The following is a 24,982-nucleotide window of genomic DNA, read 5'->3' as shown; positions in this document are numbered from 1 at the left end:
ACCGGAGCGAAATCAGCACAGCGCGGCGCCGCGGCCCGGCGTCCCGCGGCGCGGCCCGGCACCGCCCGGCGTTCCGCGGCTCAGCGCTTCGCGGTGACCTGGAGCGGGACGACCGGCTCCACCACGGCGGTGCACGCCGCGCAGCGGCGGGCGGCCTCGGGGATGTCGGTCAGGCACTCCGGGCAGGGGCGCTTGGGCACCGAGGGCTTCTTCGGCAGGTACCGGGCGGTGGCCTTGGAGACCGGCAGCACCACGCAGAAGTACAGCACCGCGGCGGTCAGCACGAACGCGATCAGCACGTTCAGGAACTGCCCGTACGGGAAGTGCACGCCGGCCACCGAGAAGGTGTAGGCGCTGAAGTCGCCGGCCGCGCCGACCACCACGCCGACCACCGGGGTGAGGAAGGCGGTGACGAAGCCGGTCACCACGCCGGTGAAGGCGGCACCGATGACCACACCGACGGCCATGTCGATCACGTTGCCGCGCATCATGAAGTCGCGGAAGCCCTTGAGCACTGTCTCTCCCCTGGATAGCTGCAGGTGTCAGCTGATGAAAATAGGACAGGGAGCCCGGAGGTCCAAAACCTCCGGGCTCCGCTGAGAGAAGGGACTCACTCCGGCCGGGTCAGCCCAGCGGGTCCGGCGCCGCGGTGACGCCCAGCTTGGCCAGCTCGGCCCGGCCGCCGTCGAAGGCGGTCAGCACCAGCGGGCCCTGCTCGGTGACGGCCACCGAGTGCTCCCAGTGCGAGGCCCAGGTCCCGTCGGTGGTGACGACCGTCCAGTCGTCCGCCAGTACCTCGGTGTGCGGGGTGCCGAGCGAGACCATCGGCTCGATCGCCAGCACGGTGCCCGGGACCAGCTTCATGCCCTTGCCGCGGCCGGCCACGTAGTTCAGCACGTGCGGCTCCATGTGCATCGCGGTGCCGATGCCGTGGCCGCCGTAGCCCTCGGTGATGCCCCACTTGCCCTTCGGCGGCAGCGGCTGGCGGCGGATGAAGCCCTCGATCGCCCGGGAGACGTCGACCAGCCGGTTGCCCTTCTTCATCTGGGCGATGCCGGCCCACATCGAGCCCTCGGTGACCTTCGACAGCATCACGTTCTCGGCGGCGGTCTCGCCGACCGCGACGGTGATCGCCGCGTCGCCGTGCCAGCCGTCCAGGATCGCGCCGCAGTCGATCGAGATCAGGTCGCCGGCCTTCAGCACCCGCTCGCCGGGGATGCCGTGCACGACCTCCTCGTTGACCGAGGCGCAGATCACGCCCGGGAACCACAGGCCGCCGTGGTCCGCGCGAAAGTTCGAGGTGGCGCCGTGCTTGGCGATGACCGCGTCCGCGACGTCGTTCAGCTCCCCGGTGGTCACCCCCGGGGCGACCGCCTCGCGGGCGGCCTTCAGGGCCTCGGCGACGACCAGCCCGGCCGCCCGCATCTTGGCGATCTGCTCGGGGGTCTTGATCTCCACCATCTGGTCAACGCCTTCCACGTTCTGAATCTCGGACTGCCCTCCACCGTACGACGCACGAGACGGCCGGGTCGCCCGCTTCGGGGCGACCCGGCCGTCTCACGACGTCCCGTGGTGTCAGGCGTTCTTCTTCTGCTCCAGGGCGGCGACCGCGCGCTCGGTCACCTCGTCCACCTTGCCGAGGGCGGGGATGGTGACCAGCAGGCCCTGCTCCTGGTAGTAGCCGATGATCGGCTCGGTCTTGGAGTGGTACTCCTCCAGCCGGACCCGAACGGCTTCCTCGGTGTCGTCCGAGCGCTGGTACAGCTCGCCGCCGCACTCGTCGCAGACGCCCTCGGTCTTCGGCGGGTTGTACACCACGTGGAACACGTGGGCGCCGTCGTTGCGGCACAGCCGGCGACCGGCGATCCGCTTGACGACCTCGTCCTCGGAGACCTCAAGGTCCAGCACGCCGTCCAGCGCGATGCCCTGCTCGGCCAGGAAGGCGTCCAGCGCCTCGGCCTGGCCCAGGTTGCGCGGGAAGCCGTCCAGCAGGAAGCCGCCCGCGGCGTCCGGCTGGAGCATGCGGTCCTTGGCCATCCCGATGGTGACCTCGTCGGGCACGAGGCGCCCGGCGTCCATGTAGGACTTCGCCTCGACACCCAGCGGGGTGCCCTGGCTGATGTTGGCGCGGAACAGGTCACCGGTGGAGATGTGGGGAATGGACAGGGTCTTGGCCAGAACGTGCGCCTGAGTACCCTTCCCGGCCCCGGGGGGTCCGACGAGGACGATTCGCATCAGCGGAGGAACCCTTCGTAATTGCGCTGCTGGAGTTGGCTCTCGATCTGCTTAACAGTTTCGAGTCCGACGCCGACGACGATGAGCACGGAGGTGCCGCCGAACGGGAAGTTGGTCTGCTGTCCGAAGGCGACCAGGGCGACCATCGGGATCAACGCGATGAGGCCCAGGTAGAGGGAACCCGGCCACGTGATGCGGGTGAGCACGTAGTTCAGGTACTCGGCCGTCGGCCGGCCGGCCCGGATGCCCGGGATGAACCCACCATACTTCTTCATGTTGTCGGCAACTTCTTCGGGGTTGAAGGAGATCGCGACGTAGAAGAAGGCGAAGAAGACGATCAGGACGAAGTAGGTGGCCATGTAGACCGGGTGGTCGCCCTTGACGAAGTGGTTCTTGATCCAGATCGCCCAGTCGGCCTGGGAGTTGGTCAACTGCACCACCAGCGCGGGGATGTACAGCAGCGAGGAGGCGAAGATGACCGGGATCACGCCCGCCTGGTTGACCTTCAGCGGGATGTAGGTCGAGGTGCCGCCGAAGGAACGGCGGCCGACCATGCGCTTCGCGTACTGCACCGGGATCCGGCGCTGGGCCTGCTCGACGAAGATGACCAGGCAGACCACGATGATGCCGACCGCGATGACGGAGGCGAACTCGCCCCAGCCGCCCAGCAGGGTGCCGGTGGTCTTGATCGCCCACATCGAGCCCGGGAAGCCGGCCGCGATGGAGGTGAAGATCAGGATCGACATGCCGTTGCCGATGCCGCGGTCGGTGATCAGCTCGCCCAGCCACATGATCACGGTGGTGCCCGCGGTCATGATGATGACCATGGTGGCGATCCGGAAGACCGACTGGTTCGGCACGATGTCGTTGGCCTGGGCGCAACCCGAGAACAGCGCGCCGCTGGACGCGGTCGCCAGGATGCCGGTGCCCTGCAGCACCGCGAGGGCGATGGTCAGGTAGCGGGTGTACTGCGTGATCTTCGCGGTGCCGGCCTGCCCCTCCTTCTTCAGGGCCTCCAGCCGCGGGATGACCACGGTGAGCAGCTGCAGGATGATGCTGGCCGTGATGTACGGCATGATGCCGAGCGCGAAGATGGTCAGTTGCAGCAGCGCGTTGCCGCTGAACAGGTTGACCAGCCCGAACAGTCCTTCGTTCTGGCCCTTCACGCACTCGTGAACGGCCTGGAAGTTGATTCCGGGCATCGGAATGTGGGCGCCCAGCCGGAACAGCACCATGATGCCCAGCGTGAACAGCAGCTTCTTGCGCAGGTCGGGCGTCTGGAACGCCCGCGCGAACGCACTGAGCACGGTGCCTCCTGCGCCTCCCGCGCGTCGTCGGCGGAAGGGTCGGTCCTGATGTGGGGAAAGGGAACTTCACGGACTCTAACAGTGCCCGGGTCCCGGAAAGAAGCGTGTGCGGCCGCTCCCCCACTCACGGGGTACGGCTTGCCCGGGTTTGACACACAAATCGAGCGTGTGCAAGGGGTGTCAACGGCACCGGGCCCCGGCCCCCCTTTCGCAAGAGGGGGCCGGGGCCCGGTGTCTGTCCGTGCGTCAGATCGACGGCGTCAGAGCAGTTCGGTGACCGAACCGCCGGCCGCGGTGATCTTCTCGGCGGCGGAGCCGGAGACGGCGTCGACCGTCACCTGCAGCGCCACCGCGATGTCGCCCTGGCCGAGGACCTTGACGAGCTCGTTCTTGCGAACGGCGCCCTTCGCGATCAGGTCGGCCACGGTGACCTCGCCACCGTTCGGGTAGAGCTCGGCCAGGCGGTCCAGGTTCACGACCTGGAACTGCTTGTGGGCCGGGTTCTTGAAGCCCTTCAGCTTCGGCAGGCGCATGTGGAGGGGCATCTGGCCACCCTCGAAGCGCTGCGGAACCTGGTAGCGGGCCTTGGTGCCCTTGGTACCACGACCTGCAGTCTTGCCCTTGGAGCCCTCACCGCGACCAACACGGATCTTGTCCTTCTTGGCGCCCGGGGCGGGCTTCAGGTTGTGGAGCTTGATCGGCGAGTCCGACATGATCAGTCCACCTCCTCGACCGTGACGAGGTGGCGAACGGTGTGGACCATGCCGCGGATCTCCGGGCGGTCCTCCTTCACCACGGTGTCGTTCAGCCGCTTCAGGCCGAGCGAACGGAGGGTGTCACGGTGGTTCTGCTTGCTACCGATGTACGACTTGGTCTGAGTGACCTTCAGGCGAGCCATCAGGCGCTCACCCCAGCCGCACGGGCCCGGAGCAGCGCGGCCGGGGCCACGTCCTCCAGGGGCAGGCCACGACGGGCGGCGATCTCCTCGGGGCGCACGAGGCCCTTCAGAGCGGCCACGGTGGCGTGCACGATGTTGATCGCGTTGTCCGAGCCGAGCGACTTCGACAGGATGTCGTGAACGCCGGCGCACTCCAGGACGGCACGCACCGGGCCACCGGCGATAACACCGGTACCGGGGGACGCCGGCTTCAGCAGCACGACGCCGGCGGCCTTCTCGCCCTGGATGGGGTGCGGGATGGTGCCCTGGATACGGGGGACCTTGAAGAAGTTCTTCTTGGCCTCCTCAACGCCCTTGGCGATGGCGGCCGGAACCTCCTTCGCCTTGCCGTAACCGACACCCACGGTGCCGTCACCGTCGCCCACCACGACCAGCGCGGTGAAGCTGAAGCGACGACCACCCTTGACAACCTTGGCGACACGGTTGATCGCGACGACGCGCTCGACGTAAGCGGTCTTCTCGGCGACCGGGGCGCCGCCCCGCTCGTCCCGCTTACGGTCGCGCCGCTCGCCACCGGTGCCGCCGCCGGCGCCGCTACCGCGGCGCTGGGGTCCAGCCATTGGAATTACCTCTCTCGTTTACGTCCGCCGACAGAGTCGACGAGCGGCTTAGAAGTCGAGCCCGGACTCGCGGGCCGCGTCCGCCAGGGCGGCGATGCGGCCGGCGTACCGGTTGCCCGCGCGGTCGAAGACGACCGACTCGACGCCGGCGGCCTTGGCGCGCTCGGCGACCAGGCTTCCGACCTTCTTGGCCAGCTCGGTCTTGTCGCCCTCGGTGCCCTTGATGGACACGTCGAGGGTGGACGCCGACGCCAGGGTGTGACCCTTGGCGTCGTCGATGACCTGGGCGACCATGTGGCGGTTCGAACGCGTCACGACGAGGCGCGGACGCACCTCGGTGCCGACGACGCGCTTGCGAACGCGAATGGCACGGCGCTTGCGGGCGGCGTTCTTGTAGGCGTTGCCCTTGCCGATCTTGACAGAGACGCTCATCGCTTACTTACCACTCTTTCCGACCTTGCGGCGGATGACCTCGCCCGCGTACTTGACGCCCTTGGCCTTGTACGGGTCGGGCTTGCGCAGCTTGCGGATCTTGGCGGCGATCTCGCCGACCTTCTGCTTGTCGGTGCCGTCCACGTGGAACTTGGTGGGCGTCTCGACGACGAAGGAGATCCCCTCCGGCGCGGTGACCAGGATCGGGTGGCTGTAGCCCAGCGCGAACTCCATGTCGGAGCCCTTCGCCGTGACTCGGTAGCCGACGCCGCTGATCTCCAGCGACTTGCGGTAGCCCGCGGTCACGCCGGTGATCATGTTCGCCACCAGCGTGCGCGACAGGCCGTGCAGGGCCTTCGACTGACGCTCGTCGTTCGGGCGGGTGACGACCAGAGTGCCGTCCTCGCCCTTGCCGATCTCGATCGGCGCGGCGACGACGTGGGTGAGGGTGCCCTTGGGGCCCTTCACCGAGACCGTCTGGCCGTCGATGGTGACGTCCACACCAGCGGGAACCTGGATGGGCAGCCGTCCAATGCGCGACATTGCTGTACCTCCGTTTCCCGAATTACCAGACGTAGGCGAGAACTTCTCCGCCTACGCCCTTCTTGGCGGCCTGCTTGTCGGTCAGGAGGCCGGAGGACGTGGAGATGATCGCCACGCCCAGGCCGCCGAGAACCTTCGGCAGGTTGGTGGACTTTGCGTACACACGCAGACCCGGCTTGCTGATGCGCTTGATGCCGGCGATGGAACGCTCGCGGTTGGGGCCGAACTTGAGCTCGATGGTCAGCTTCTTGCCAACCTCGTTCTCAGCGGGCTCCTCAACCTTGTAGGAGGAGATGTACCCCTCCTGCTGCAGGATCTCGGCGACGTGCGCCTTGATCTTGCTGGCCGGCATCGCCACGGAGTCGTGGTACGCCGAGTTCGCGTTACGCAGACGCGTGAGCATGTCTGCGATGGGGTCGGTCATGGTCATGGTGGCCTCAGGCCTCTCCCGCCGTGGTTTCTCCGCACCAGGTCCCCCTCCGCGCACTCGGTGGAGTGCGAAAGGGGCACAAGCGCAGGGGACCTACGACGTAGTAAGACTGAATGTTCGCGGACCCTCACGAGAGGGCCGCGGCTCGCCCGAAGAGGACGCCGCAGCAGGGGCCCGACCCCAACACCTTACGGGATCCCTTCCGGGAACCCAAAAGCGTCGAGGTCGGGCACACTGCTCGCTGATGTCAGAACAGCTGGTAAGGGATTACCAGGAGCTCTTGGTCACGCCCGGCAGCTCGCCGCGGTGTGCCATCTCACGGAGGCAGACACGGCACAGGCCGAACTTGCGGTACACCGAGTGCGGGCGGCCGCAGCGCTGGCACCGGGTGTACGCCCGGACGCCGAACTTCGGCTTGCGCTCGGACTTAGCGATCAGGGCCTTCTTCGCCATGGCTCACGCCTCCTTGAACGGGAAGCCCAGAGCGCGCAGCAGCGCCCGGCCCTCATCGTCGGTCTGAGCGGTGGTCACGACGGTGATGTCCATACCGCGCTGACGGTCGACCTTGTCCTGGTCGATCTCGTGGAACATGACCTGCTCGGTCAGACCGAAGGTGTAGTTGCCACGGCCGTCGAACTGCTTGGGCGAGAGGCCGCGGAAGTCACGGATACGCGGCAGCGCCAGCGACACCAGACGGTCCACGAACTCCCACATGCGGTCACCGCGGAGGGTGACGTGGGCACCGATCGGCTGGCCCTCGCGCAGCTTGAACTGCGCGATGGACTTGCGGGCCTTGGTGACGGCCGGCTTCTGACCGGTGATCGCGGTCAGGTCCTTGATGGCACCCTCGATCAGCTTGCTGTCACGGGCGGCCTCGCCGACACCCATGTTGACCACGACCTTGACCAGGCCGGGGATCAGCATGACGTTCTCGTACGAGAACTGCTCGTGCAGCTGACCCTTGACCTCGGAGAGGTACTTCTCCTTGAGGCGGGGGGTCACCTTCTCAACAGTCGTCTCAGACATCAGATGTCCTCACCGGTCCGCTTGGCAACGCGGATCTTGTTGCCCTGGTCGTCAAAGCGGTAGCCGACGCGGGTGACGACCTTCTTGCCGTCCTTCTCCACGACCAGCTGGACGTTGGAGACGTGCACCGGGGCCTCGACGGTCACGATGCCACCCTGGGTGCCGGGGCCCGGCTTGGTGTGCTTCTTGACCCGGTTGACACCCTCGACCAGGACCTTGTTGTCAGCGGGGATGGCCTGGATGACCTTGCCCTGCTTGCCCTTGTCCTTGCCGGTGATGACCTGGACCAGGTCACCCTTCTTGATCTTCATGCTGTTCGCCATGGGTTAGAGCACCTCCGGCGCCAGCGAGATGATCTTCATGAACTTCTTGTCGCGCAGCTCGCGGCCCACCGGGCCGAAGATGCGGGTACCGCGGGGGTCGCCATCGGTGTTCTTGAGAACGACGGCGGCGTTCTCGTCGAAGCGGATGTACGAACCGTCCGGACGACGGCGCTCCTTGACGGTGCGAACGACGACGCACTTGACGACGTCGCCCTTCTTCACCGAACCGCCGGGGATCGCGTCCTTGACGGTGGCGACGATGACGTCCCCGATACCGGCGTAGCGGCGACCGGAGCCACCGAGAACGCGGATGCAGAGAATCTCCTTGGCACCCGTGTTGTCGGCGACGCGCAGTCGCGACTCCTGCTGGATCACAGCTTTCTCCTGATCGTCAACAAGTGTTGACGGGCCGGCCGCTGCTCACACCCGCGCCCCTGGGGGCCTGGTGCACATACGGCCGTACCGCGAACAACCTTGTTACTTGGCCTTCTCGAGGATCTCGACGACGCGCCAGCGCTTCGTCGCGGACAGCGGCCGGGTCTCCATCAGGAGGACACGGTCGCCGACGCCGCACGCGTTCTGCTCGTCGTGCGCCTTCAGCTTGTTGGTACGGCGGATGACCTTGCCGTACAGCGCGTGCTTGACGCGGTCCTCGACGGCGACGACGACGGTCTTGTCCATCTTGTCGCTGACGACGAGACCCTCACGGGTCTTGCGGAAACCGCGCGTCTCGTTGGTGTTCTCAGTCATCAGGCGTTCTCCACCGTCTCGATGCCCAGCTCGCGCTCGCGCATCAGGGTGTAGATCCGCGCGATGTCCTTACGGACCAGCCGGAGCCGTCCGTGGTTGTCGAGCTGCCCGGTCGCCGCCTGGAAGCGGAGGTTGAACAGCTCCTCCTTGGCCTCACGGAGCTTGGCAACGAGGGCCTCGTTGTCCAGTTCGCGAAGCTCAGCAGCCTTGGTAGCGGCCGACATCAGCTCTCACCGTCCTCGCGCCGAACGATCCGGCACTTCATCGGAAGCTTGTGCGCGGCACGGGTGAGCGCCTCGCGAGCAATCTTCTCGTTCGGGTACGACAGTTCGAACATGACCCGACCCGGGTGCACGTTCGCGATCCACCACTCCGGCGAACCCTTACCGGAACCCATGCGGGTCTCGGCCGGCTTCTTGGTGAGCGGGCGGTCCGGGTAGATGTTGATCCAGACCTTGCCGCCACGACGGATGTGACGGGTGATCGCGATACGAGCGGACTCGATCTGACGGTTCGTCACGTAGGCCGGGGTCACGGCCTGGATGCCGAACTGGCCGAACGCCAGCTCGGTGCCACCCTTGGCCGCGCCGCGGCGCTTCGGGTGGTGCTGCTTGCGGTGCTTGACCCGACGGGGGATCAGCATTGCGGTCAGGCCTCCGTTCCGGTGTTCTCGGCAGCAGCCGGAGCCTCCACCGCGGCCTGGGCCGCGGGGGCCTCGGCAGCGGCGGGACGACGGCCGCGGCCGCCGCGCTCGCCACCACGGCCACCGCGCTCGCCACCGCGGGCGGGACGACCGCCCTCGGGACGGGCCGGGCGGTTGCCGGAGCGGGCAGCGGCGTTCTCAGCGCGGACCTCGGCGATGTTCTTGACGTCGCCCTTGTAGATCCAGACCTTCACGCCGATGCGGCCGAAGGTGGTCTTGGCCTCGAAGAAGCCGTAGTCGACGTTCGCGCGCAGGGTGTGCAGCGGCACACGGCCCTCGCGGTAGAACTCCGAACGGCTCATCTCGGCGCCGCCGAGACGACCGGAGCACTGGACCTTGATGCCCTTGGCGCCGGCCTTCATGGTCGACTGCATGCTCTTGCGCATGGCGCGACGGAAGGAGACGCGGGAGGACAGCTGCTCCGCGACGCCCTGAGCCACGAGCTGGGCGTCCAGCTCGGGGTTCTTGACCTCAAGGATGTTCAGCTGGACCTGCTTGCCGGTCAGCTTCTCCAGGTTGCCCCGGATCTTGTCGGCCTCCGCGCCGCGGCGGCCGATCACGATGCCCGGACGGGCGGTGTGGATGTCCACGCGGACGCGGTCACGGGTGCGCTCGATCTCCACCTTCGAGATGCCGGCGCGCTCCATGCCCTTCGTCATGAGACGCCGGATGGCGACGTCTTCCTTGACGTAGTCCTTGTACAGCTTGTCGGCGTACCAGCGGGACTTGAAGTCCGTGCTGATGCCGAGGCGGAACCCGTGCGGGTTAACCTTCTGGCCCATTACCGGGTCCCTTCCTTGCTGCTGACGACCACGGTGATGTGGCTGGTCCGCTTGCGGATCCGGTAGGCACGGCCCTGGGCGCGCGGACGGAACCGCTTCAGGGTCGGACCCTCGTCAACGTACGCCTCGGAGATGTAGAGGTCGTCCACGTTGGAGTGGTTGTAGTTGTGCGACGCGTTGGCGATGGCGCTGTTCAGCACCTTGCCGACCGGCACAGTGGCAGCCTGCGGAGCGAAACGCAGGACCGCCTGGGCCTCCGTGGCCGGCAGGCCACGGATGAGGTCCACCACGCGGCGGGCCTTCATGGGCGTGACGCGGATGTACCGCGCCTGGGCCCTGGCTTCCATGGTTGTCCCCTTAATGGAGTAAGTCACTTTGTCGTTCTGGCGCTACAGCTCGCGGAGCAAATCGCGATTAGCGACGCTTCGACTTGCGGTCTTCCTTCACGTGCCCCTTGAAGGTGCGCGTGGGAGCGAACTCGCCGAGCTTGTGGCCGACCATCGACTCGGTGACGAACACCGGGACGTGCTTGCGGCCATCGTGAACCGCGATCGTGTGGCCGAGCATGGCCGGGGAGATCACGGAACGACGGGACCAGGTCTTGATGACGTTCTGCGTGCCCGCCTCGTTCTGCACGTCCACCTTCTTCTGAAGGTGGTCGTCGATGAAGGGGCCCTTCTTGAGACTGCGCGGCATCTGACCTGCTCCTAGCGCTTCTTGTTGGTCTTGCGGCGGCGCACGATGAGCTTGTCCGACGCCTTGTTCGGGCGACGGGTGCGGCCCTCGGGCTTGCCCCACGGCGAGACCGGGTGGCGACCACCGGAGGTCTTACCCTCACCACCACCGTGCGGGTGGTCGATCGGGTTCATGGCCACACCACGCACGGTCGGGCGGACGCCCTTCCAGCGCATACGGCCGGCCTTGCCCCAGTTGATGTTCGACTGCTCGGCGTTGCCGACCTCGCCGACGGTCGCGCGGCAGCGCGCGTCCACCAGGCGGATCTCACCGGAGGGCATGCGCAGGTGCGCCATGCGACCCTCACGGGCGAGCAGCTGAATGCCGGAACCCGCGGAGCGGGCCAGCTTGGCGCCACCGCCGGGACGGAGCTCCACCGCGTGGATGGTGGTACCGACCGGGATGTTGCGAAGCGGCAGGTTGTTGCCCGGCTTGATGTCGGCGCCAGCGCCGTTCTCGATCCGGTCACCCTGCGCGACGCCGCGGGGGGCGATGATGTAGCGCTTCTCGCCGTCCGCGTAGTGCAGGAGCGCGATGCGCGCGGTGCGGTTCGGGTCGTACTCGATGTGAGCGACCTTGGCCGGCACGCCGTCCTTGTCGTGACGACGGAAGTCGATCAGACGGTAGGCGCGCTTGTGACCGCCACCCTGGTGGCGAGCGGTGACACGACCGGCGTTGTTACGGCCGCCCTTGCTGTGCAGCGGGCGAACCAGCGACTTCTCCGGCGTGGACCGCGTGATTTCGACGAAGTCGGCCACGCTGGAGCCGCGACGGCCCGGCGTAGTCGGCTTGTACTTGCGGATACCCATTTCTGTCCTCGTCCTTTACGACGATCGCAGTCCCTGACCCGAGGGTCAGGCGACCGGACCACCGAAGATGTCGATGCGGTTGCCCTCGGCCAGCGTCACGATCGCGCGCTTGGTGTCCTTGCGCTTGCCGAAGCCCGTCTTGGAGCGCTTGCGCTTGCCCTGACGGTTCAGCGTGTTCACGGCCTCGACCTTGACCGAGAAGACCGCCTCGACGGCCTGCTTGATCTGGGTCTTGTTGGCACCGGGGGACACGACGAACGTGTACTTGTTCTCGTCGAGGAGCGAGTAGCTCTTCTCCGAGATGACCGGCTTGATCAGGACGTCACGAGGGTCCGTGAACGTCTTGGAGGTGATCTCGCTCATCAGGCGGCAGTCCCTTCGAGCTCGCCCTCAGCAGCAACGGCCTTGGCGGACGCGGCCGGACCGGCCACGAAACGCTCGAAGGCGGCCTGGGTGAAGACCACATCGTCGGAGACGAGCACGTCGTAGGTGTTCAGCTGGCCGGCGTCCAGGATGTGCACGTTCGGCAGGTTGCGAGCGGACAGGATGCCCAGCTCGTCCTCGCGCTCGACCACCAGGAGGAGGTTCTTGCGCTCGGAGATCTTGCCGAACAGGACCTTGGCGGCCTTGGTCGACGGAGCCTCGGTCGCGGTCACGCCGGTGACGACGTGGATGCGCTCGTGACGAGCCCGGTCGGTGAGCGCGCTGCGCAGGGCGGCGGCGATCATCTTCTTCGGGGTCCGCTGCGAGTAGTCGCGCGGCACGGGACCGTGCACGACGCCACCACCGGCGAACTGCGGGGCGCGGGTCGAGCCCTGGCGGGCGCGGCCGGTGCCCTTCTGGCGGTACGGCTTCTTGCCGCCACCGCGGACCTCGCCACGACGCTTGACCTTGTGGGTGCCCTGGCGAGCCGCGGCGAGCTGCGCCACGACGACCTGGTGCATCAGCGGAACGCTGACCTTGGCGTCGAAGATCTCGGCGGGCAGCTCCAGGCTGCCGGCCTTGTCGCCGGCCGGCGACAGGATGTCAATGGTGCTCATATCCTTCACAGCCCCTTCGCCGCGGTGCGGACGAGGACGAGGCCGCCGTTCGGACCCGGGATCGCGCCCTTGATGAGCAGCAGACCCTTCTCCGCGTCGACCGCGTGCACGGTCAGGTTCTGGGTGGTCACGCGCTCGTGGCCCATCCGACCCGCCATGCGCATGCCCTTGAACACGCGACCCGGGGTGGCGCAGCCACCGATGGAGCCGGGCGAACGGTGCTTGCGCTGGGTGCCGTGACCGGCGCCGAGGCCCTTGAAGTTGTGACGCTTCATGACACCGGCGAAGCCCTTGCCCTTGGAGGTGCCGGTCACGTCGACCTTGACACCCGCCTCGAACAGCTCGGCGGTGATCTCCTGGCCCAGGGTGTACTCGGACGCGTCCGCGGTACGGAGCTCGACCAGGTGGCGGCGGGGGGTGACACCGGCCTTGGCGAAGTGGCCCTGGAGGGGCTTGTTCACCTTGCGGGGGTCGATCTCGCCGAAGCCGATCTGGACGGCGTCGTAGCCGGCCGGGCTGTCGGCGGTGTGGACCTGGGTCACGACATTGGGCCCAGCCTTGACGACGGTCACCGGGACGACCCGGTTGTTCTCGTCCCAGACCTGGGTCATGCCGAGCTTCTCGCCCAGGATGCCCTTAATCTGCTTAGCCATCTTCGGTGCGCCTCTCAGAGCTTGATCTCGATGTCGACGCCCGCCGGCAGGTCGAGACGCATCAGCGAGTCAACCGTCTTCGGCGTGGGGTCGAGGATGTCGATCAGACGCTTGTGAGTGCGCATCTCGAAGTGCTCGCGCGAGTCCTTGTACTTGTGCGGCGAGCGGATGACGCAGTAAACGTTCTTCTCAGTGGGCAGCGGCACCGGGCCCGCGACCTGCGCACCAGTCCTGATCACCGTCTCGACGATCTTCTTCGCCGAGGAGTCGATGACCTCGTGGTCGTAGGCCTTGAGCCGGATGCGGATCTTCTGTCCCGCCATGGCTACTTCGTAGTCCTTTGTGTCGTACGTCGCTGCACGACTCCTCCTCCGACCCCCGCGCTCGGGCGTGTCGCGCTCGCGCTTGCAAAAAACCGGCGAAACGATCTCGTCGGTTTCGAACTGCTGGGGGAGGTGGAGCCGGGCCGGTACCCCGCACACGCTTCCCGGAAGATTCCCGTACTTTCGCCCCGCAGCTGCCGCGGTGTCGCTTACACACCACTGCACCCACACACAGCACGTGGGAGCATGAACGGCCATTCACGGGAACGACGAGTACGTGGGACTCGCTTCCAGTCCTCCCGGCGGGAGGCGCGCAGCATCGGTACTCAACCGAGCAACTCAGACATCTTGCCACAGGACGCGGGCGATACGCCAATCGGGTTCACCCGCAGGGGTGCACGTCACACCCGTCGCGCGGTCGGCAAACCCGTTGGCGGCGGAAAAACACCGAGGGCCCGGCCCACTCCCGCGAAGGAGTGGGCCGGGCCCCGGAGTTGACCAGGGGTCAGATCGGCAATTACTTGACGATCTTGGTGACCTGGCCGGCGCCGACGGTGCGGCCACCCTCACGGATGGCGAACTTCAGGCCCTCCTCCATGGCGACGGGCTGGATCAGCGCGACGGTCATGGCGGTGTTGTCGCCCGGCATGACCATCTCGGTGCCCTCGGGGAGGGTCACGACGCCGGTCACGTCGGTGGTGCGGAAGTAGAACTGCGGGCGGTAGTTGTTGAAGAAGGGGGTGTGACGGCCACCCTCGTCCTTCGACAGGATGTAGGCCTGGGCCTCGAAGTCGGTGTGCGGCGTGACCGAACCCGGCTTGATGATGACCTGGCCGCGCTCGACGTCCTCGCGCTTGATGCCGCGGAGCAGCAGACCGACGTTCTCGCCGGCCTGGCCCTCGTCGAGCAGCTTGCGGAACATCTCGATACCGGTGACCGTGGTGGTGGTCTTGGTGGTCTTGATGCCGATGATGTCGACGGTCTCGTTGACCTTGAGGATGCCGCGCTCGATGCGGCCGGTGACGACGGTGCCACGACCGGTGATCGTGAAGACGTCCTCGATCGGCATCAGGAACGGCTGGTCGGTGAGGCGGGCCGGGGTCGGGATGGCCTCGTCGACGGCGTGCATCAGGCCGAGGAGCTTCTCGCCCCACTCCTTGTCGCCCTCAAGCGCCTTCAGCGCCGAGACGCGGACGACCGGCAGGTCGTCGCCCGGGAACTCGTACTCGGAGAGGAGCTCGCGGACCTCAAGCTCGACGAGCTCCAGGATCTCCTCGTCGTCCACCATGTCGGCCTTGTTCAGGGCGACGACGATGTAGGGGACGCCGACCTGGCGGGCCAGGAGGACGTGCTCCTTGGTCTGCGGCATCGGGCCGTCGGTGGCGGCGACGACGAGGATCGCACCGTCCATCTGGGCCGCACCGGTGATCATGTTCTTGATGTAGTCCGCGTGACCCGGGCAGTCGACGTGGGCGTAGTGACGCGCCTCGGTCTGGTACTCGACGTGCGCGATGGAGATGGTGATACCGCGCTGACGCTCCTCCGGCGCCTTGTCGATCTGGTCGAACGGCGTGAAGGGGTTGATGTCCGGGTACGCGTCGTGCAGCACCTTGGTGATGGCCGCGGTCAGCGTGGTCTTACCGTGGTCGATGTGACCGATGGTGCCGATGTTGACGTGGGGCTTCGTCCGCTCGAACTTCGCCTTCGCCACTGCAGTCCTCCTGAGGACAGTTCTGTACGCCGTACGACGTCAGTTGGTCTGGATCGGGTTGTTGGCACGGGGCGCTGGTGTCGCGCCCCGTTGCCGTCCCGCGGGTGGGGGTGCCGGAGGGCTCCCGGGCGGAACCCGGACGGGCAAGCGTCCGGGTGCCCTCCTTCTAGCCTAAAGGGTCTGATTCATCCCGATTACCGGGACGTCACTCGCCCTTGGCCTTGGCGATGATGTCGTCCGCCACGTTCCGCGGAACCTCGGCGTACGAGTCGAACTGCATCGAGTAGCTCGCGCGACCAGAGGTCTTGCTGCGCAGGTCACCGACGTAGCCGAACATCTCGGAGAGCGGCACCAGCGCCTTGACGACGCGGGCACCGTGACGCTCCTCCATGGCCCGGATCTGGCCACGGCGGGAGTTGATGTCGCCGATCACGTCGCCCATGTAGTCCTCGGGGGTGGTGACCTCGACGGCCATCATCGGCTCCAGCAGAGCCGGCGACGCCTTCTTGGCACCTTCCTTGAACGCCATGGAACCGGCGATCTTGAACGCCAGCTCGGACGAGTCGACGTCGTGCGACGCACCGTCGAGCAGGCTGACGCGGACGCCCTGGAGCGGGTAGCCGGCGAGCACGCCGAACTCCATGGCCTCCTGGCAACCGGCGTCGACCGAGGGGATGTACTCCTTCGGAACGCGGCCACCGGTGACCTTGTTCACGAACTCGTAGCCCTCGCCGGACTCCAGCGGCTCGATCGCGATCTGGATCTTCGCGAACTGGCCGGAACCACCGGTCTGCTTCTTGTGCGTGTAGTCGATGCGCTCGACGGCCTTGCGGATCGTCTCGCGGTACGCCACCTGCGGCTTGCCGACGTTGGCCTCGACCTTGAACTCGCGGCGCATGCGGTCGACCAGCACCTCAAGGTGCAGCTCGCCCATGCCGGCGATGATCGTCTGGCCGGTCTCCTCGTCGGTGTTGACCTGGAAGGACGGGTCCTCCTCGGCCAGGCGCTGGATGGCGACACCCAGCTTCTCCTGGTCGCCCTTGGACTTGGGCTCGATCGCGACGCGGATGACCGGGGCCGGGAAGTCCATGGACTCCAGGATGACCGGCTGCTTCTCGTCGGACAGCGTCTCACCGGTGGTGGTCTGCTTGAGGCCCATGACGGCGATGATGTCGCCGGCGCCCACCGAGTCGATCTCCTCACGCTTGTTCGCGTGCATGCGGTAGATCTTGCCGATGCGCTCCTTCTTGCCCTTGACGGAGTTCAGCACCGAGGTGCCGGACTCCAGGCGGCCGGAGTACACGCGGACGAAGGTGAGCTTGCCCAGGTGCGGGTCAGACATGATCTTGAACGCGAGCGCGGCGAGCGGCTCGTCGTCCGAGGCCTGACGGACGATCTTCTCGTCGGGGTTGTTCGGCTTGGTGCCCTCGATGCCCTCGATGTCGAGGGGCGACGGCAGGTACTTCACAACCGCGTCGAGCAGGGGCTGGACGCCCTTGTTCTTGAACGCCGAGCCGCAGAAGATCGGGGTGAAGTCCGAGTTCAGCGTGCCCTTGCGGATCGCCGCGACCAGCAGCTCCTCGGGGATGTCCTCGCCCTCCAGGGCGAGCTCCATCACCTCGTCGCTGACGTTCGAGATGGTGTCGATCAGGGCCTCGCGGTACTCCGCGGCCTGCTCGGCGAGGTCGGCCGGGATGTCGACGGTGTCGTACATCTCGCCCTTGGGCGCGTCGGCCGAGTAGACCAGGGCCTTCATCTTCACCAGGTCGACGACGCCGGTGAAGTCGGCCTCGGCACCGATCGGCAGCTGCATGACCAGCGGGGTCGCGCCGAGGCGGTCCACGATGGTCTGCACGCAGAAGAAGAAGTTGGCGCCCGTGCGGTCCAGCTTGTTGATGAAGCAGATGCGCGGGACGCCGTAGCGGTCAGCCTGCCGCCACACGGTCTCGGACTGGGGCTCGACACCGGCGACGCCGTCGAACACCGTCACGCCACCGTCGAGCACGCGCAGCGAGCGCTCCACCTCGACGGTGAAGTCGACGTGGCCCGGGGTGTCGATGATGTTGATGGTGTTGTCGACGCCGTCGAGGGTCCAGTGACAGGTCGTCGCGGCCGACGTGATGGTGATGCCGCGCTCCTGCTCCTGCTCCATCCAGTCCATCGTGGCAGCGCCGTCGTGGACCTCACCGATCTTGTACGAGACACCGGTGTAGAACAGGATCCGCTCGGTGGTGGTGGTCTTGCCCGCGTCGATGTGCGCCATGATCCCGATGTTGCGGACCTTGGCGAGGTCAAGGGAGGTTGCAGCCATGGTGGCTCGTTCTCTCTCTGTCTAGTGACGGGGTTCGGACTACCAGCGGTAGTGCGCGAAGGCCTTGTTGGACTCGGCCATCTTGTGGGTGTCCTCGCGACGCTTCACGGAAGCGCCCAGACCGTTGCTGGCGTCGAGGATCTCGTTGAGCAGACGCTCGGTCATGGTCTTCTCGCGACGGGCGCGGGAGTAACCGACCAGCCAGCGCAGCGCCAGGGTGTTGGCGCGGCCCGGGCGGACCTCGACCGGCACCTGGTAGGTGGCGCCACCGACGCGGCGGGACTTGACCTCAAGGGTCGGCTTGACGTTCTCCAGGGCGCGCTTGAGCGCGACCACCGGGTCGGCGCCGGTCTTCTCGCGGACGCCCTCAAGGGCGCCGTAGACGATCCGCTCGGCGGTGGAGCGCTTGCCGTGCAGCAGGATCTTGTTGACCAGCGAGGTCACCAGGGGGGAGCCGTAGACCGGGTCGATGATGACCGGGCGCTTCGGGGCGGGGCCCTTACGAGGCATTCTTACTTCTCCTTCTTGGCGCCGTAGCGGCTGCGGGCCTGCTTGCGGTTCTTGACACCCTGGGTGTCGAGGGAGCCGCGGATGATCTTGTAGCGGACACCAGGAAGGTCCTTCACACGGCCACCGCGGACCAGCACGATGGAGTGCTCCTGCAGGTTGTGGCCCTCGCCCGGAATGTAAGCGGTGACCTCGATCCCGCTGGTGAGGCGCACACGGGCGACCTTGCGGAGAGCCGAGTTCGGCTTCTTCGGGGTGGTCGTGTACACACGCGTGCAGACGCCGCGGCGCTGGGGCGAACCCTTCAGTGCGGGCGTCTTGTTCTTCTCGACCTTGTCCTGCCGGCCCTTTCGGACCAGCTGCTGGATCGTAGGCACCGTTTCTCCGTTTTCTGTGTGCCAAGGCTTGGTGGAACTAACCTGCGGTATGGCCCGCACCCTCCGACCCACGCGGTCGGGTGTGTTGGCCTTCTTCGGGGGAAGAATCGCGGAATCCCATGAGCTGCGCTGCGGCTACGGCGCACACCGAGCGGGTGGAGTCTCCGCTGCGGCGGCCGATCTGCTGGCACGCACAAGGACCCGGGCACACCCCAGGCACAAGGTCAGAGCGTACCTAGCGCACAGGCGGCGGTCAAAACAAATGGGGCGCGCCCGGGTGGGTCCGCCTCCGGGCCCGGCACGGGATCGGGCCGCCGCGGCGGCCCGCGGAGCCTCCGGGTCAGCTCCCCGCCGTGGCCATGAGGAGGAACAGCAGGAGCGTCACCGACAGCCAGCCCATGATCAGACCGAACACCGCCAGGCCGTCCCCGTCCTCCCCGGTGGTGCGCAGCCGGGCCCGGGCCAGGTGGCCGGTGGCCACGGCGGCCGTCCCGGCGAGGCCGAGCGCGGCCAGGCCGGCCGGCCCGGCGATGGCGGCGGCGAAGCCGGACACCGGCAGCGCCAGGCACCCGAGCGTCAGGGAGGCCACCGCCAGGCCGTTGTTGCGGGCGGGCGGCGCCGGGACGAAGGCCGGCATGAAGGTCTGCGGCACCACTGGCACGGCGAAGGGCTGCGCCACCGGGGCGGGCGCGGCGAAGGGCTGCACCATCGGGCCGGACGGCAGGTCGGCCACCAGAGCGGCCAACTGCCCGTAGGTGGCGGCCTGGTGGGCGGCGGACATCCGCTGCTCGTACTCGGCGGCGGTCAGCCGGCCCTCCGCGAAGGCGGCCTTCAGCACGTCGATGGTGCGGTCGCGGTCGGAGTTGGCGGCCCGCATCGCGGACTGCGGCGTCGCTGCCGGCTGCCAGGGCTGCTGCCCGTACGGCGCCGGCGGCCCCCATTGCCCTGCCACCGCAACCACCTCCCTTTCCCCGCGCTGCGCGTGCGCTCCCAGCATGCAGGACGAACGGAGGGGCCGGGTAGTTGCCGGCGCGGGGGACGGAGCCGCCGGGAAGGGGTTGCGCGCCGCCGGACGGGGGATGCCCGGGTGAAGGAACGATCATAGGAACGCGCCGGCCGGACCCGCCCGGGCCGCCGGGGCCGTCCGGACCACCGGGCCCGCCCGGACCGCCGGACCCGCCCGGGCCCGCCCGGGCCGCCCGGGCCGCCCGGGCCGCCCGACAAGGAGAGCACCCGCCATGGAGGCGACCACCCCGCCGCCCGCCGTCTCGATCCGCGACCTGTGGAAGCGCTTCGGCGAGCAGACCGCCGTCGCCGGGCTGAGCCTGGACCTGCCCGCCGGTTCGTTCATCGGGCTGGTCGGCCCGAACGGGGCCGGCAAGACCACCACCCTGTCGATGGCCACCGGCCTGCTGCGACCCGACCGGGGGACCGTCCTGGTGCACGGCGCGGACGTCTGGCGGGACCCGGTCGCGGTGAAGGCCCGGATCGGCATCCTGCCCGAGGGCCTGCGGATGTTCGAACGGCTCAGCGGGCGCGAACTGCTGCGCTTCAACGGGCGCCTGCGCGGCCTGGCCGGCCCGGAGACCGACCGGCGGGCCGAGGAGCTGCTGGCCGTGCTCGACCTGGGCGGCGCCGCGGACAAGCTGGTCGCCGACTACTCCACCGGCATGCGCAAAAAGATCGGCCTGGCCGCCGCGCTGCTGCACAACCCGGACGTGCTGTTCCTGGACGAGCCGTTCGAGGGCGTCGACCCGGTCTCCGCGCAGACCATCCGCGGGGTGCTGACCCGGTACGCCGGCTCCGGCTCGACCGTGGTGTTCTCCAGCCACGTGATGGAGCTGGTGGAGTCGCTGTGCGACTGGGTCGCCGTGGTGAGCGCGGGTCGGGTGGTCGCCGCCGGTCCGATCGAGCAGGTGCGCGGCGGGACCTCGCTGCACCAGGCGTTCCTCGGGCTGGTCGGCGTCCGCGCGGACGACGGGCCGGCGCTCGACTGGCTGGGCGGGGGCAACCGGTGAGCGCTCCCGCCGTCGCCGAGGACCGGGCGGTCGTCCGGACCCTCGTCGCGCTCAAGGTCCGGCTGCTGCGGAACGGGCTGCGGCGCAGCCGCGGGCTGGCCGCGGGGTACGTCCTCGGCCTGCTCGTCGGGCTGCTGTTCGGGCTGGGCGGGGCCGCCGGGATGGTCGCGCTGCACGGCCGGGAGGGGGCGGCCGACGCCGCCGCGGTGCTGGTCGCCGGGCTGGCCGTGGCCTGGGCGGCGATGCCGCTGTTCTTCTTCTCCAGCGACGAGAGCGCCGACCCGACCCGGCTGACCATGCTGCCGCTGCGGCCCTCCGCCCTGCTGCGCGGCACCCTGCTGGGCGGGCTGATCGGGCCCGGGCCGCTGATCAGCCTGCTGCTGCTGACCGGCGCGGCGGTGGCGGCCGGACGCGGCGCGGCCGCCGCGGCGGTGGCGGTGCTCGCGGTGCCGCTGACCCTGCTCACCCTGGTGGCGCTGATCCGGGCGATCGGCGCGGGCAACGCCCGGATGCTGTCCAGCCGGCGCGGCAAGGACTTCGCGATCTTCGGCGGCCTGCTGTTCGCGGTGCTGGCGCAGGCCGGGAACCTCGGCCTGCAGAGCTCGCTGAACGGCTCGGGCCGGGGCGTCGACCTGTCGGTGCTGCACCCGTACGCCTCGGTGGTGCGGTGGGTCCCGCCGGTGGCGGCGATCGACGCGGTGCGCTCGGCCGGGGAGGGCGCCTACCTGCTCGCGGCCGGACAGCTGCTGCTGACCGGCGGCCTGCTGGCGGGGCTGCTGCGCTGGTGGCTGCGCAGCCTGCGGGAGCTGATGGTGAGCGGCGACTCCTCGACCCTGCTGGAGCGTTCGCCCGCCGCCTCGGCCCGGGCCGAGGGCCTGTGGCGGCTGCTGCCGGCCGGCCGGGTCGGCGCCGTCGCCCAGCGGCAGCTGCGCTACGCCTGGCGGGAGCCGCGGGCGAAGGCCGCGGTGTTCACCGGCATCGGCATGACGGCGGTGTTCTCGGTGCTGTCGGTGGTGCAGGGCTGGGGCAGCGTGTACGTGATCGCGATCGGCGGGCTGATGCTCGGCCTGCAGTCGGTCAACCTGTTCGGGATGGACGGCTCCGGCTTCTGGATGATCGCCGCCACCCTGGGCACCCGCCGGGACGCCCGGGACGAACTGCGCGGCCGGGTGCTGGCGGTCCTGGCCTACGCGGTCCCGGTGCTGCTGCTCTTCGGCCCGCCGGTGGCCGCCCTCACCGGCGACTGGACCGGACTGGCCCCGGCCCTCGGACTGGCGCTGGCCGTGCTCGGCACCTCGGTCGGCCTGGGCTGCGTGATCAGCGTGCACGCGCCGTACGCGCTGCCCGCCGACGGCAACCCGATGCGCAACGCGGCGCCCGGGCAGAACGGCGCGGTGATGCTGAGCGCCTTCGGCTCGATGATCGGCGTGGCGCTGCTCTGCCTGCCGCTCGGCGCGCTGCTCGGCTTCCTCCTGCCGGGCCACCACCCGGCCTGGCCGGTGCTGCCGGTCGGCGTGCTGTACGGGGCGGGCCTGGCGCTGCTGGGGATCCGGCTGGCCTCGGGACGGCTGGTCGAGCGGGCGCCGGAGATCCTCGCCAAGGTGATCGAACGCTGAAGGGAGAGCACCGCCAGGGCTCGGGAGAGCACCATCAGGGGCTCGGGGAACGGCGAGGCCGTGGCTGCTGGCGGTGCACTGCCGTTGGGCGCCGCCGCTTCGGGTTCTGTTTCAGGCAGGCAGCAGCACGGACACATCGATGGGCTCCGGCCGTCAGCAGCATCGAGCCGCCGTTCCCCGGGCCCCTGAATGCGCGCTCTGCCGAGCTCCTGGCTTCGCGTTCGCGCTCCGGCATCATGGAGGGCGTCCCCTCCCCTCCCCCGCAGGAAGCAGGAACCGCCGTGACCAGCACCGATCAGCCCGTGGACGAGCTGGTGGCGGAGGCGGTGGCCCGGGTGGCGGGCGCGCCGGCCGGGGGGCTGGAGTACGTGGTGGACGGGGCCGCCTCGCTGCTGGCGGCCTCGGCGGAGCGGTGGCCCGCGGTGAGCCGGGCGCTGCTCGGGGCGGCGGAGCGTTCGGTGGCGCGCTGCTGGGCGGCCGGGTGGCAGCCCGCCGACCTGGTGCGGGTGGCCCGGCGGGAGCTGGGCCCGGTGCAGGTCGCGCTGGCGGCCGACCTGATCGCGGCGGAGGCCCGGCAGTACCCCGCGGCGGCGCTGGACCGGCGCTGGCGGGAGCAGTTGCGGGAGTTGGACGCGCACCCGTGGTGGCCGTCCGACGAGGCGTACCTGCCGGAGTTCGCGGCCCGGCACCGACTGGACCGGTTCGCGCTGGCCACGGCGGCGCTGGAGCTGCTGCGGGCCTGGGCGCTGCTGCCGCCCGTCCAGCCGGTGGGCCCGGCGCCCGGCCGGACCGCGCCCCGGGCGGGGACGGGGGCGCCGCGCGCGGACGAGCCGCGGATGCTGGGCCGGATCCGGGCGCTGCTGGCGAAGGCCGAGTCCACCGGGTTCCCGGACGAGGCGGAGGCGCTGACCGCGAAGGCCCAGGAGCTGATGGCCCGGCACTCGATCGACGAGGCGCTGCTGGCGGCGGGCGGCGGCCGGGCCGCGGACGACCCGGCGGCGGTCCGGATCGGCGTGGACAACCCGTACGAGGGCCCGAAGACGATGCTGCTGGACGCGGTGGCGGCGGCGAACCGGTGCCGGGTGGTGTGGGCGAAGGAGTTCGGGTTCTGCACGGTGATCGGCTTCGACGCCGACCTGGACGCGGTCGAACTGCTCTACACCTCGCTGCTGGTGCAGGCGACCTCGGCGATGCACCGGGCGGGCAGCCGCAAGCACAAGGACGGCGCGGCCCGCACCAAGGCGTTCCGGCAGTCCTTCCTGGTCGCGTACGCGGCGCGGATCCGGGAGCGGCTGGCGGACGCCACCGAGCGGGCCACCGAGCGGGCCGCCGAGGACGCCGCTGCGGGGCGCACCGACGGCGCCGGGGTCGGGGCGGACGATGACGGCGGCGCGCTGCCGGCCGTTCCGGCGGGCGGCCTGCTGCCCGTACTGGCGGCCCGGGCGGAGGCCGTCGACGACGCTGTGGGAAGAATGTTCCCCAAGCTCGTGTCGCAGCGGGTGCGGGTGAGCGACGGCGAGGGCTGGGCCGAGGGCCGGGCCGCCGCCGACCGGGCCTCCCTGCACCGCGGCTCGGGACGCATCGAACGCTGACTGCGCGTCAGCTCCGCACGGGGGGACACCGATGGACTTCACGGCACGGGTACGGGGTTCGCTGCTCGGCGGCGCGGTGGGCGACGCCCTGGGCTGGCCGGTCGAGTTCCGGCGGCTGGAGCTGATCCGGGCCGAGTACGGTCCGGCCGGGCTGACCGACCTGGCCGCCGCCGACCGCGGCGGCCAGGTCACCGACGACACCCAGATGACCCTGTTCACCGCGGAGGGCCTGCTGCGCGGCGGCCGCCCGGAGGACCTGCACGCCGCCTACCGGCGCTGGTTCCTCACCCAGCGGCTGCCGGAGCCGCTGCGCGACCCGGACGGCTGGCTGGCCGCCCAGGACTTCCTGTACGCCTCGCGGGCCCCCGGCAACGCCTGCACCACCGGCGTGGCCACCGACTACCGGCCCGCCGCCCCGTTCGGCCAGGACGGCCCGGTGAACCCGAACTCCAAGGGCTGCGGCACGGTGATGCGCTCGGCGCCGTTCGGCCTGGTCGGGCTGGACCCGCAGCAGGCGTTCCAGCAGGCCGCCGTGGCCGCGCAGCTGACTCACGGCCATCCCACCGGCTACCTCGCGGCCGGCGCCTTCGCGGCCCTGATCGCCCGGGTCGCGGCCGGGACGCCGCTGCGCCCGGCGCTCGACGCGGTGCTCGCCCAGGTCGACGCGCAGCCCCGCGGCCGGGAGACCGGCGACGCCCTGCGCCGGGCGCTGCGGATCGCCGCGGAGGGCCCGGGCAGCGCGGAGGCGGTGGAGCGGGTCGGCCTCGGCTGGGTCGCCGAGGAGTGCCTGGCCGTCGCCGTGTACGCGGCCCTGGCCGGCGCGGACGCCCGGGAGGCGCTGGTGCTGTCGGTGAACCACTCGGGCGACAGCGACTCCACCGGCGCGGTGTGCGGCAACCTGGTGGGCGCGCTGTACGGCCTCGACGGCCTTCCCGCCGACTGGTGCGCGCTGGTGGAGGGCCGCGAGGTGATCCTCCAGGTCGCCGACGACCTGGTCACCGCGTTCGCCGGCGGCGACCGCACCACCCTGGACGCCCGCTACCCGCGCTGAGCCCCGCCGGGGGCCCGACAGAGTGCGCGCATTCAGGGGCCCGGGGAACGGCGGGTCCGTGTTGCTGGTGGCCGGAGCCCATCGAAGGTCCGGGCTGCTGCGTGCCGTAACAGGAACCAGAAGCCGATGGCACGCAACGCCAGTGAACCGCCAGCAGTCACGGCCTCGCCGTTCCCCGAGCCCCTGGCGG

34 protein-coding genes are annotated in these 24,982 nt (G+C 69.3%); 4 read left to right on the top strand and 30 right to left on the bottom strand.

The features are described from left to right. Nucleotides 1-80: 80 nt before the first annotated feature. From mscL to ACWEO5_RS03325, 30 genes are all read right to left on the bottom strand, one after another. The gene (gene mscL / locus ACWEO5_RS03470; protein WP_452159692.1) at nucleotides 81-515 is read right to left on the bottom strand and encodes a large conductance mechanosensitive channel protein MscL; all 435 of its coding nucleotides are present in this window, start codon (nucleotides 513-515) and stop codon (nucleotides 81-83) included. A 109-nt stretch (nucleotides 516-624) separates the two neighbouring features. Next, entirely contained in the window at nucleotides 625-1,461 is an 837-nt protein-coding gene (gene map, locus ACWEO5_RS03465) for a type I methionyl aminopeptidase (RefSeq protein WP_344552064.1), read from the bottom strand. A 114-nt stretch (nucleotides 1,462-1,575) separates the two neighbouring features. Beyond that, nucleotides 1,576-2,235: an adenylate kinase gene (locus tag ACWEO5_RS03460; RefSeq protein WP_452159690.1), complete on the bottom strand. Its 660-nt coding sequence runs from the start codon at nucleotides 2,233-2,235 to the stop codon at nucleotides 1,576-1,578. Beyond that, complete coding sequence (secY, locus tag ACWEO5_RS03455) at nucleotides 2,235-3,542, bottom strand: preprotein translocase subunit SecY (protein ID WP_452159688.1); 1,308 nt, start codon at nucleotides 3,540-3,542, stop codon at nucleotides 2,235-2,237. The genes ACWEO5_RS03460 and secY overlap by 1 nt, the downstream gene beginning before the upstream one ends. 260 nt (nucleotides 3,543-3,802) lie before the next feature. Beyond that, nucleotides 3,803-4,255, bottom strand: coding sequence for a 50S ribosomal protein L15 (gene rplO / locus ACWEO5_RS03450; RefSeq protein ID WP_030457409.1), 453 nt, complete (start codon nucleotides 4,253-4,255; stop codon nucleotides 3,803-3,805). Nucleotides 4,256-4,257: 2 nt separating this feature from the next. Beyond that, on the bottom strand, nucleotides 4,258-4,440 hold the full coding sequence (gene rpmD / locus ACWEO5_RS03445; protein ID WP_014136270.1) for a 50S ribosomal protein L30: 183 nt from the start codon (nucleotides 4,438-4,440) through the stop codon (nucleotides 4,258-4,260). Then, entirely contained in the window at nucleotides 4,440-5,060 is a 621-nt protein-coding gene (gene rpsE / locus ACWEO5_RS03440) for a 30S ribosomal protein S5 (RefSeq protein ID WP_030457410.1), read from the bottom strand. The genes rpmD and rpsE overlap by 1 nt, the downstream gene beginning before the upstream one ends. A 48-nt stretch (nucleotides 5,061-5,108) precedes the next feature. Next, on the bottom strand, nucleotides 5,109-5,492 hold the full coding sequence (gene rplR / locus ACWEO5_RS03435) for a 50S ribosomal protein L18 (RefSeq protein WP_014136272.1): 384 nt from the start codon (nucleotides 5,490-5,492) through the stop codon (nucleotides 5,109-5,111). A 3-nt stretch (nucleotides 5,493-5,495) separates the two neighbouring features. Beyond that, on the bottom strand, nucleotides 5,496-6,035 hold the full coding sequence (gene rplF / locus ACWEO5_RS03430) for a 50S ribosomal protein L6 (protein WP_344552027.1): 540 nt from the start codon (nucleotides 6,033-6,035) through the stop codon (nucleotides 5,496-5,498). A 22-nt stretch (nucleotides 6,036-6,057) separates the two neighbouring features. After that, nucleotides 6,058-6,465 (bottom strand): 30S ribosomal protein S8, encoded by a 408-nt coding sequence (gene rpsH / locus ACWEO5_RS03425; protein WP_100837834.1) that lies wholly within the window; start codon nucleotides 6,463-6,465, stop codon nucleotides 6,058-6,060. Nucleotides 6,466-6,732: 267 nt separating this feature from the next. Next, nucleotides 6,733-6,918, bottom strand: a complete 186-nt coding sequence (locus tag ACWEO5_RS03420; RefSeq protein WP_008747480.1) for a type Z 30S ribosomal protein S14 — start codon at nucleotides 6,916-6,918, stop codon at nucleotides 6,733-6,735. Between the two features lie 3 nt (nucleotides 6,919-6,921). Beyond that, nucleotides 6,922-7,491, bottom strand: a complete 570-nt coding sequence (gene rplE / locus ACWEO5_RS03415; RefSeq protein ID WP_030457412.1) for a 50S ribosomal protein L5 — start codon at nucleotides 7,489-7,491, stop codon at nucleotides 6,922-6,924. Next, the gene (gene rplX / locus ACWEO5_RS03410) at nucleotides 7,491-7,802 is read right to left on the bottom strand and encodes a 50S ribosomal protein L24 (protein WP_030457413.1); all 312 of its coding nucleotides are present in this window, start codon (nucleotides 7,800-7,802) and stop codon (nucleotides 7,491-7,493) included. Before rplX ends, rplE begins: the two co-directional genes overlap by 1 nt. Nucleotides 7,803-7,817: 15 nt before the next feature. Next, complete coding sequence (gene rplN / locus ACWEO5_RS03405; RefSeq protein WP_030300391.1) at nucleotides 7,818-8,189, bottom strand: 50S ribosomal protein L14; 372 nt, start codon at nucleotides 8,187-8,189, stop codon at nucleotides 7,818-7,820. A gap of 102 nt (nucleotides 8,190-8,291) precedes the next feature. Then, nucleotides 8,292-8,564 carry a 30S ribosomal protein S17 gene (gene rpsQ / locus ACWEO5_RS03400; RefSeq protein ID WP_014136278.1) on the bottom strand — a complete coding sequence of 91 codons (273 nt, stop codon included), beginning with the start codon at nucleotides 8,562-8,564 and terminating at the stop codon, nucleotides 8,292-8,294. Then, nucleotides 8,564-8,788, bottom strand: coding sequence for a 50S ribosomal protein L29 (gene rpmC / locus ACWEO5_RS03395; RefSeq protein WP_030457414.1), 225 nt, complete (start codon nucleotides 8,786-8,788; stop codon nucleotides 8,564-8,566). The genes rpsQ and rpmC overlap by 1 nt, the downstream gene beginning before the upstream one ends. After that, complete coding sequence (gene rplP / locus ACWEO5_RS03390; protein ID WP_030457415.1) at nucleotides 8,788-9,207, bottom strand: 50S ribosomal protein L16; 420 nt, start codon at nucleotides 9,205-9,207, stop codon at nucleotides 8,788-8,790. Before rplP ends, rpmC begins: the two co-directional genes overlap by 1 nt. 5 nt (nucleotides 9,208-9,212) lie before the next feature. Continuing rightward, the gene (gene rpsC, locus ACWEO5_RS03385) at nucleotides 9,213-10,049 is read right to left on the bottom strand and encodes a 30S ribosomal protein S3 (protein WP_344552031.1); all 837 of its coding nucleotides are present in this window, start codon (nucleotides 10,047-10,049) and stop codon (nucleotides 9,213-9,215) included. Next, a complete protein-coding gene (gene rplV, locus ACWEO5_RS03380) occupies nucleotides 10,049-10,396 on the bottom strand; it encodes a 50S ribosomal protein L22 (protein ID WP_033250909.1) in 348 nt (115 codons plus the stop codon). The genes rpsC and rplV overlap by 1 nt, the downstream gene beginning before the upstream one ends. A 67-nt stretch (nucleotides 10,397-10,463) precedes the next feature. After that, on the bottom strand, nucleotides 10,464-10,745 hold the full coding sequence (gene rpsS, locus ACWEO5_RS03375) for a 30S ribosomal protein S19 (RefSeq protein WP_014136283.1): 282 nt from the start codon (nucleotides 10,743-10,745) through the stop codon (nucleotides 10,464-10,466). 11 nt (nucleotides 10,746-10,756) lie between these two features. Beyond that, the gene (gene rplB / locus ACWEO5_RS03370; RefSeq protein ID WP_043914588.1) at nucleotides 10,757-11,593 is read right to left on the bottom strand and encodes a 50S ribosomal protein L2; all 837 of its coding nucleotides are present in this window, start codon (nucleotides 11,591-11,593) and stop codon (nucleotides 10,757-10,759) included. Between the two features lie 45 nt (nucleotides 11,594-11,638). Continuing rightward, a complete protein-coding gene (rplW, locus tag ACWEO5_RS03365) occupies nucleotides 11,639-11,956 on the bottom strand; it encodes a 50S ribosomal protein L23 (protein WP_014136285.1) in 318 nt (105 codons plus the stop codon). Continuing rightward, on the bottom strand, nucleotides 11,956-12,633 hold the full coding sequence (gene rplD / locus ACWEO5_RS03360; RefSeq protein WP_014136286.1) for a 50S ribosomal protein L4: 678 nt from the start codon (nucleotides 12,631-12,633) through the stop codon (nucleotides 11,956-11,958). The genes rplW and rplD overlap by 1 nt, the downstream gene beginning before the upstream one ends. A gap of 5 nt (nucleotides 12,634-12,638) precedes the next feature. Continuing rightward, the gene (rplC, locus tag ACWEO5_RS03355; protein ID WP_014136287.1) at nucleotides 12,639-13,286 is read right to left on the bottom strand and encodes a 50S ribosomal protein L3; all 648 of its coding nucleotides are present in this window, start codon (nucleotides 13,284-13,286) and stop codon (nucleotides 12,639-12,641) included. A gap of 14 nt (nucleotides 13,287-13,300) precedes the next feature. After that, nucleotides 13,301-13,609, bottom strand: coding sequence for a 30S ribosomal protein S10 (gene rpsJ / locus ACWEO5_RS03350; protein WP_012785157.1), 309 nt, complete (start codon nucleotides 13,607-13,609; stop codon nucleotides 13,301-13,303). A 517-nt stretch (nucleotides 13,610-14,126) separates the two neighbouring features. Continuing rightward, a complete protein-coding gene (tuf, locus tag ACWEO5_RS03345; protein ID WP_030457430.1) occupies nucleotides 14,127-15,320 on the bottom strand; it encodes an elongation factor Tu in 1,194 nt (397 codons plus the stop codon). A gap of 205 nt (nucleotides 15,321-15,525) precedes the next feature. Next, nucleotides 15,526-17,631 carry an elongation factor G gene (gene fusA, locus ACWEO5_RS03340; protein WP_344552033.1) on the bottom strand — a complete coding sequence of 702 codons (2,106 nt, stop codon included), beginning with the start codon at nucleotides 17,629-17,631 and terminating at the stop codon, nucleotides 15,526-15,528. Between the two features lie 39 nt (nucleotides 17,632-17,670). Then, on the bottom strand, nucleotides 17,671-18,141 hold the full coding sequence (rpsG, locus tag ACWEO5_RS03335) for a 30S ribosomal protein S7 (RefSeq protein ID WP_030457432.1): 471 nt from the start codon (nucleotides 18,139-18,141) through the stop codon (nucleotides 17,671-17,673). Between the two features lie 2 nt (nucleotides 18,142-18,143). After that, nucleotides 18,144-18,515 carry a 30S ribosomal protein S12 gene (rpsL, locus tag ACWEO5_RS03330; protein ID WP_014144289.1) on the bottom strand — a complete coding sequence of 124 codons (372 nt, stop codon included), beginning with the start codon at nucleotides 18,513-18,515 and terminating at the stop codon, nucleotides 18,144-18,146. 340 nt (nucleotides 18,516-18,855) lie between these two features. Continuing rightward, nucleotides 18,856-19,467 carry a DUF1707 and DUF4190 domain-containing protein gene (locus tag ACWEO5_RS03325; protein WP_452159680.1) on the bottom strand — a complete coding sequence of 204 codons (612 nt, stop codon included), beginning with the start codon at nucleotides 19,465-19,467 and terminating at the stop codon, nucleotides 18,856-18,858. Nucleotides 19,468-19,753: 286 nt separating this feature from the next. Between ACWEO5_RS03325 and ACWEO5_RS03320 the strand changes: the two genes are divergently transcribed. The 4 genes from ACWEO5_RS03320 to ACWEO5_RS03305 all read left to right on the top strand — a co-directional run bounded on the left by ACWEO5_RS03320 (nucleotide 19,754) and on the right by ACWEO5_RS03305 (nucleotide 24,792). Then, nucleotides 19,754-20,533, top strand: coding sequence for an ABC transporter ATP-binding protein (locus ACWEO5_RS03320; protein WP_452159678.1), 780 nt, complete (start codon nucleotides 19,754-19,756; stop codon nucleotides 20,531-20,533). Then, nucleotides 20,530-22,149: a transporter gene (locus ACWEO5_RS03315; protein WP_452159676.1), complete on the top strand. Its 1,620-nt coding sequence runs from the start codon at nucleotides 20,530-20,532 to the stop codon at nucleotides 22,147-22,149. The genes ACWEO5_RS03320 and ACWEO5_RS03315 overlap by 4 nt, the downstream gene beginning before the upstream one ends. A 281-nt stretch (nucleotides 22,150-22,430) precedes the next feature. Continuing rightward, complete coding sequence (locus tag ACWEO5_RS03310) at nucleotides 22,431-23,741, top strand: DUF2786 domain-containing protein (protein WP_452159674.1); 1,311 nt, start codon at nucleotides 22,431-22,433, stop codon at nucleotides 23,739-23,741. Nucleotides 23,742-23,772: 31 nt separating this feature from the next. Continuing rightward, nucleotides 23,773-24,792 carry an ADP-ribosylglycohydrolase family protein gene (locus tag ACWEO5_RS03305; RefSeq protein WP_452159672.1) on the top strand — a complete coding sequence of 340 codons (1,020 nt, stop codon included), beginning with the start codon at nucleotides 23,773-23,775 and terminating at the stop codon, nucleotides 24,790-24,792. The last annotated feature ends 190 nt before the right edge of the window (nucleotides 24,793-24,982 follow it).

It is taken from the genome of Kitasatospora sp. NPDC004272, from assembly GCF_053603035.1.
The sequence above is the reverse complement of the archived record's forward strand: the minus strand, read 5'-3'. Positions and strand labels throughout refer to the sequence as shown.

Bases quoted from the DNA above. Each gene is read 5' to 3' on its own strand.
- rpsQ (WP_014136278.1), bottom strand. From the start codon at position 8,564: ATGACTGAGAACACCAACGAGACGCGCGGTTTCCGCAAGACCCGTGAG.
- rplP (WP_030457415.1), bottom strand. From the start codon at position 9,207: ATGCTGATCCCCCGTCGGGTCAAGCACCGCAAGCAGCACCACCCGAAG.
- rplD (WP_014136286.1), bottom strand. From the start codon at position 12,633: ATGAGCACCATTGACATCCTGTCGCCGGCCGGCGACAAGGCCGGCAGC.
- rplC (WP_014136287.1), bottom strand. From the start codon at position 13,286: ATGGCTAAGCAGATTAAGGGCATCCTGGGCGAGAAGCTCGGCATGACC.
- rpsJ (WP_012785157.1), bottom strand. From the start codon at position 13,609: ATGGCGGGACAGAAGATCCGCATCCGGCTCAAGGCCTACGACCACGAG.
- rpsE (WP_030457410.1), bottom strand. From the start codon at position 5,060: ATGGCTGGACCCCAGCGCCGCGGTAGCGGCGCCGGCGGCGGCACCGGT.
- ACWEO5_RS03420 (WP_008747480.1), bottom strand. From the start codon at position 6,918: ATGGCGAAGAAGGCCCTGATCGCTAAGTCCGAGCGCAAGCCGAAGTTC.
- rplR (WP_014136272.1), bottom strand. From the start codon at position 5,492: ATGAGCGTCTCTGTCAAGATCGGCAAGGGCAACGCCTACAAGAACGCC.
- map (WP_344552064.1), bottom strand. From the start codon at position 1,461: ATGGTGGAGATCAAGACCCCCGAGCAGATCGCCAAGATGCGGGCGGCC.
- rplF (WP_344552027.1), bottom strand. From the start codon at position 6,035: ATGTCGCGCATTGGACGGCTGCCCATCCAGGTTCCCGCTGGTGTGGAC.
- rplE (WP_030457412.1), bottom strand. From the start codon at position 7,491: ATGTCTGAGACGACTGTTGAGAAGGTGACCCCCCGCCTCAAGGAGAAG.
- rplX (WP_030457413.1), bottom strand. From the start codon at position 7,802: ATGAAGATCAAGAAGGGTGACCTGGTCCAGGTCATCACCGGCAAGGAC.
- rpmC (WP_030457414.1), bottom strand. From the start codon at position 8,788: ATGTCGGCCGCTACCAAGGCTGCTGAGCTTCGCGAACTGGACAACGAG.
- rpmD (WP_014136270.1), bottom strand. From the start codon at position 4,440: ATGGCTCGCCTGAAGGTCACTCAGACCAAGTCGTACATCGGTAGCAAG.
- rpsS (WP_014136283.1), bottom strand. From the start codon at position 10,745: ATGCCGCGCAGTCTCAAGAAGGGCCCCTTCATCGACGACCACCTTCAG.
- rplW (WP_014136285.1), bottom strand. From the start codon at position 11,956: ATGAGCGAGATCACCTCCAAGACGTTCACGGACCCTCGTGACGTCCTG.
- rpsG (WP_030457432.1), bottom strand. From the start codon at position 18,141: ATGCCTCGTAAGGGCCCCGCCCCGAAGCGCCCGGTCATCATCGACCCG.
- rplO (WP_030457409.1), bottom strand. From the start codon at position 4,255: ATGTCGGACTCGCCGATCAAGCTCCACAACCTGAAGCCCGCCCCGGGC.
- rplV (WP_033250909.1), bottom strand. From the start codon at position 10,396: ATGGAAGCCAGGGCCCAGGCGCGGTACATCCGCGTCACGCCCATGAAG.
- fusA (WP_344552033.1), bottom strand. From the start codon at position 17,631: ATGGCTGCAACCTCCCTTGACCTCGCCAAGGTCCGCAACATCGGGATC.
- ACWEO5_RS03320 (WP_452159678.1), top strand. From the start codon at position 19,754: ATGGAGGCGACCACCCCGCCGCCCGCCGTCTCGATCCGCGACCTGTGG.
- rpsC (WP_344552031.1), bottom strand. From the start codon at position 10,049: ATGGGCCAGAAGGTTAACCCGCACGGGTTCCGCCTCGGCATCAGCACG.
- ACWEO5_RS03305 (WP_452159672.1), top strand. From the start codon at position 23,773: ATGGACTTCACGGCACGGGTACGGGGTTCGCTGCTCGGCGGCGCGGTG.
- rpsH (WP_100837834.1), bottom strand. From the start codon at position 6,465: ATGACCATGACCGACCCCATCGCAGACATGCTCACGCGTCTGCGTAAC.
- rplB (WP_043914588.1), bottom strand. From the start codon at position 11,593: ATGGGTATCCGCAAGTACAAGCCGACTACGCCGGGCCGTCGCGGCTCC.
- ACWEO5_RS03460 (WP_452159690.1), bottom strand. From the start codon at position 2,235: ATGCGAATCGTCCTCGTCGGACCCCCCGGGGCCGGGAAGGGTACTCAG.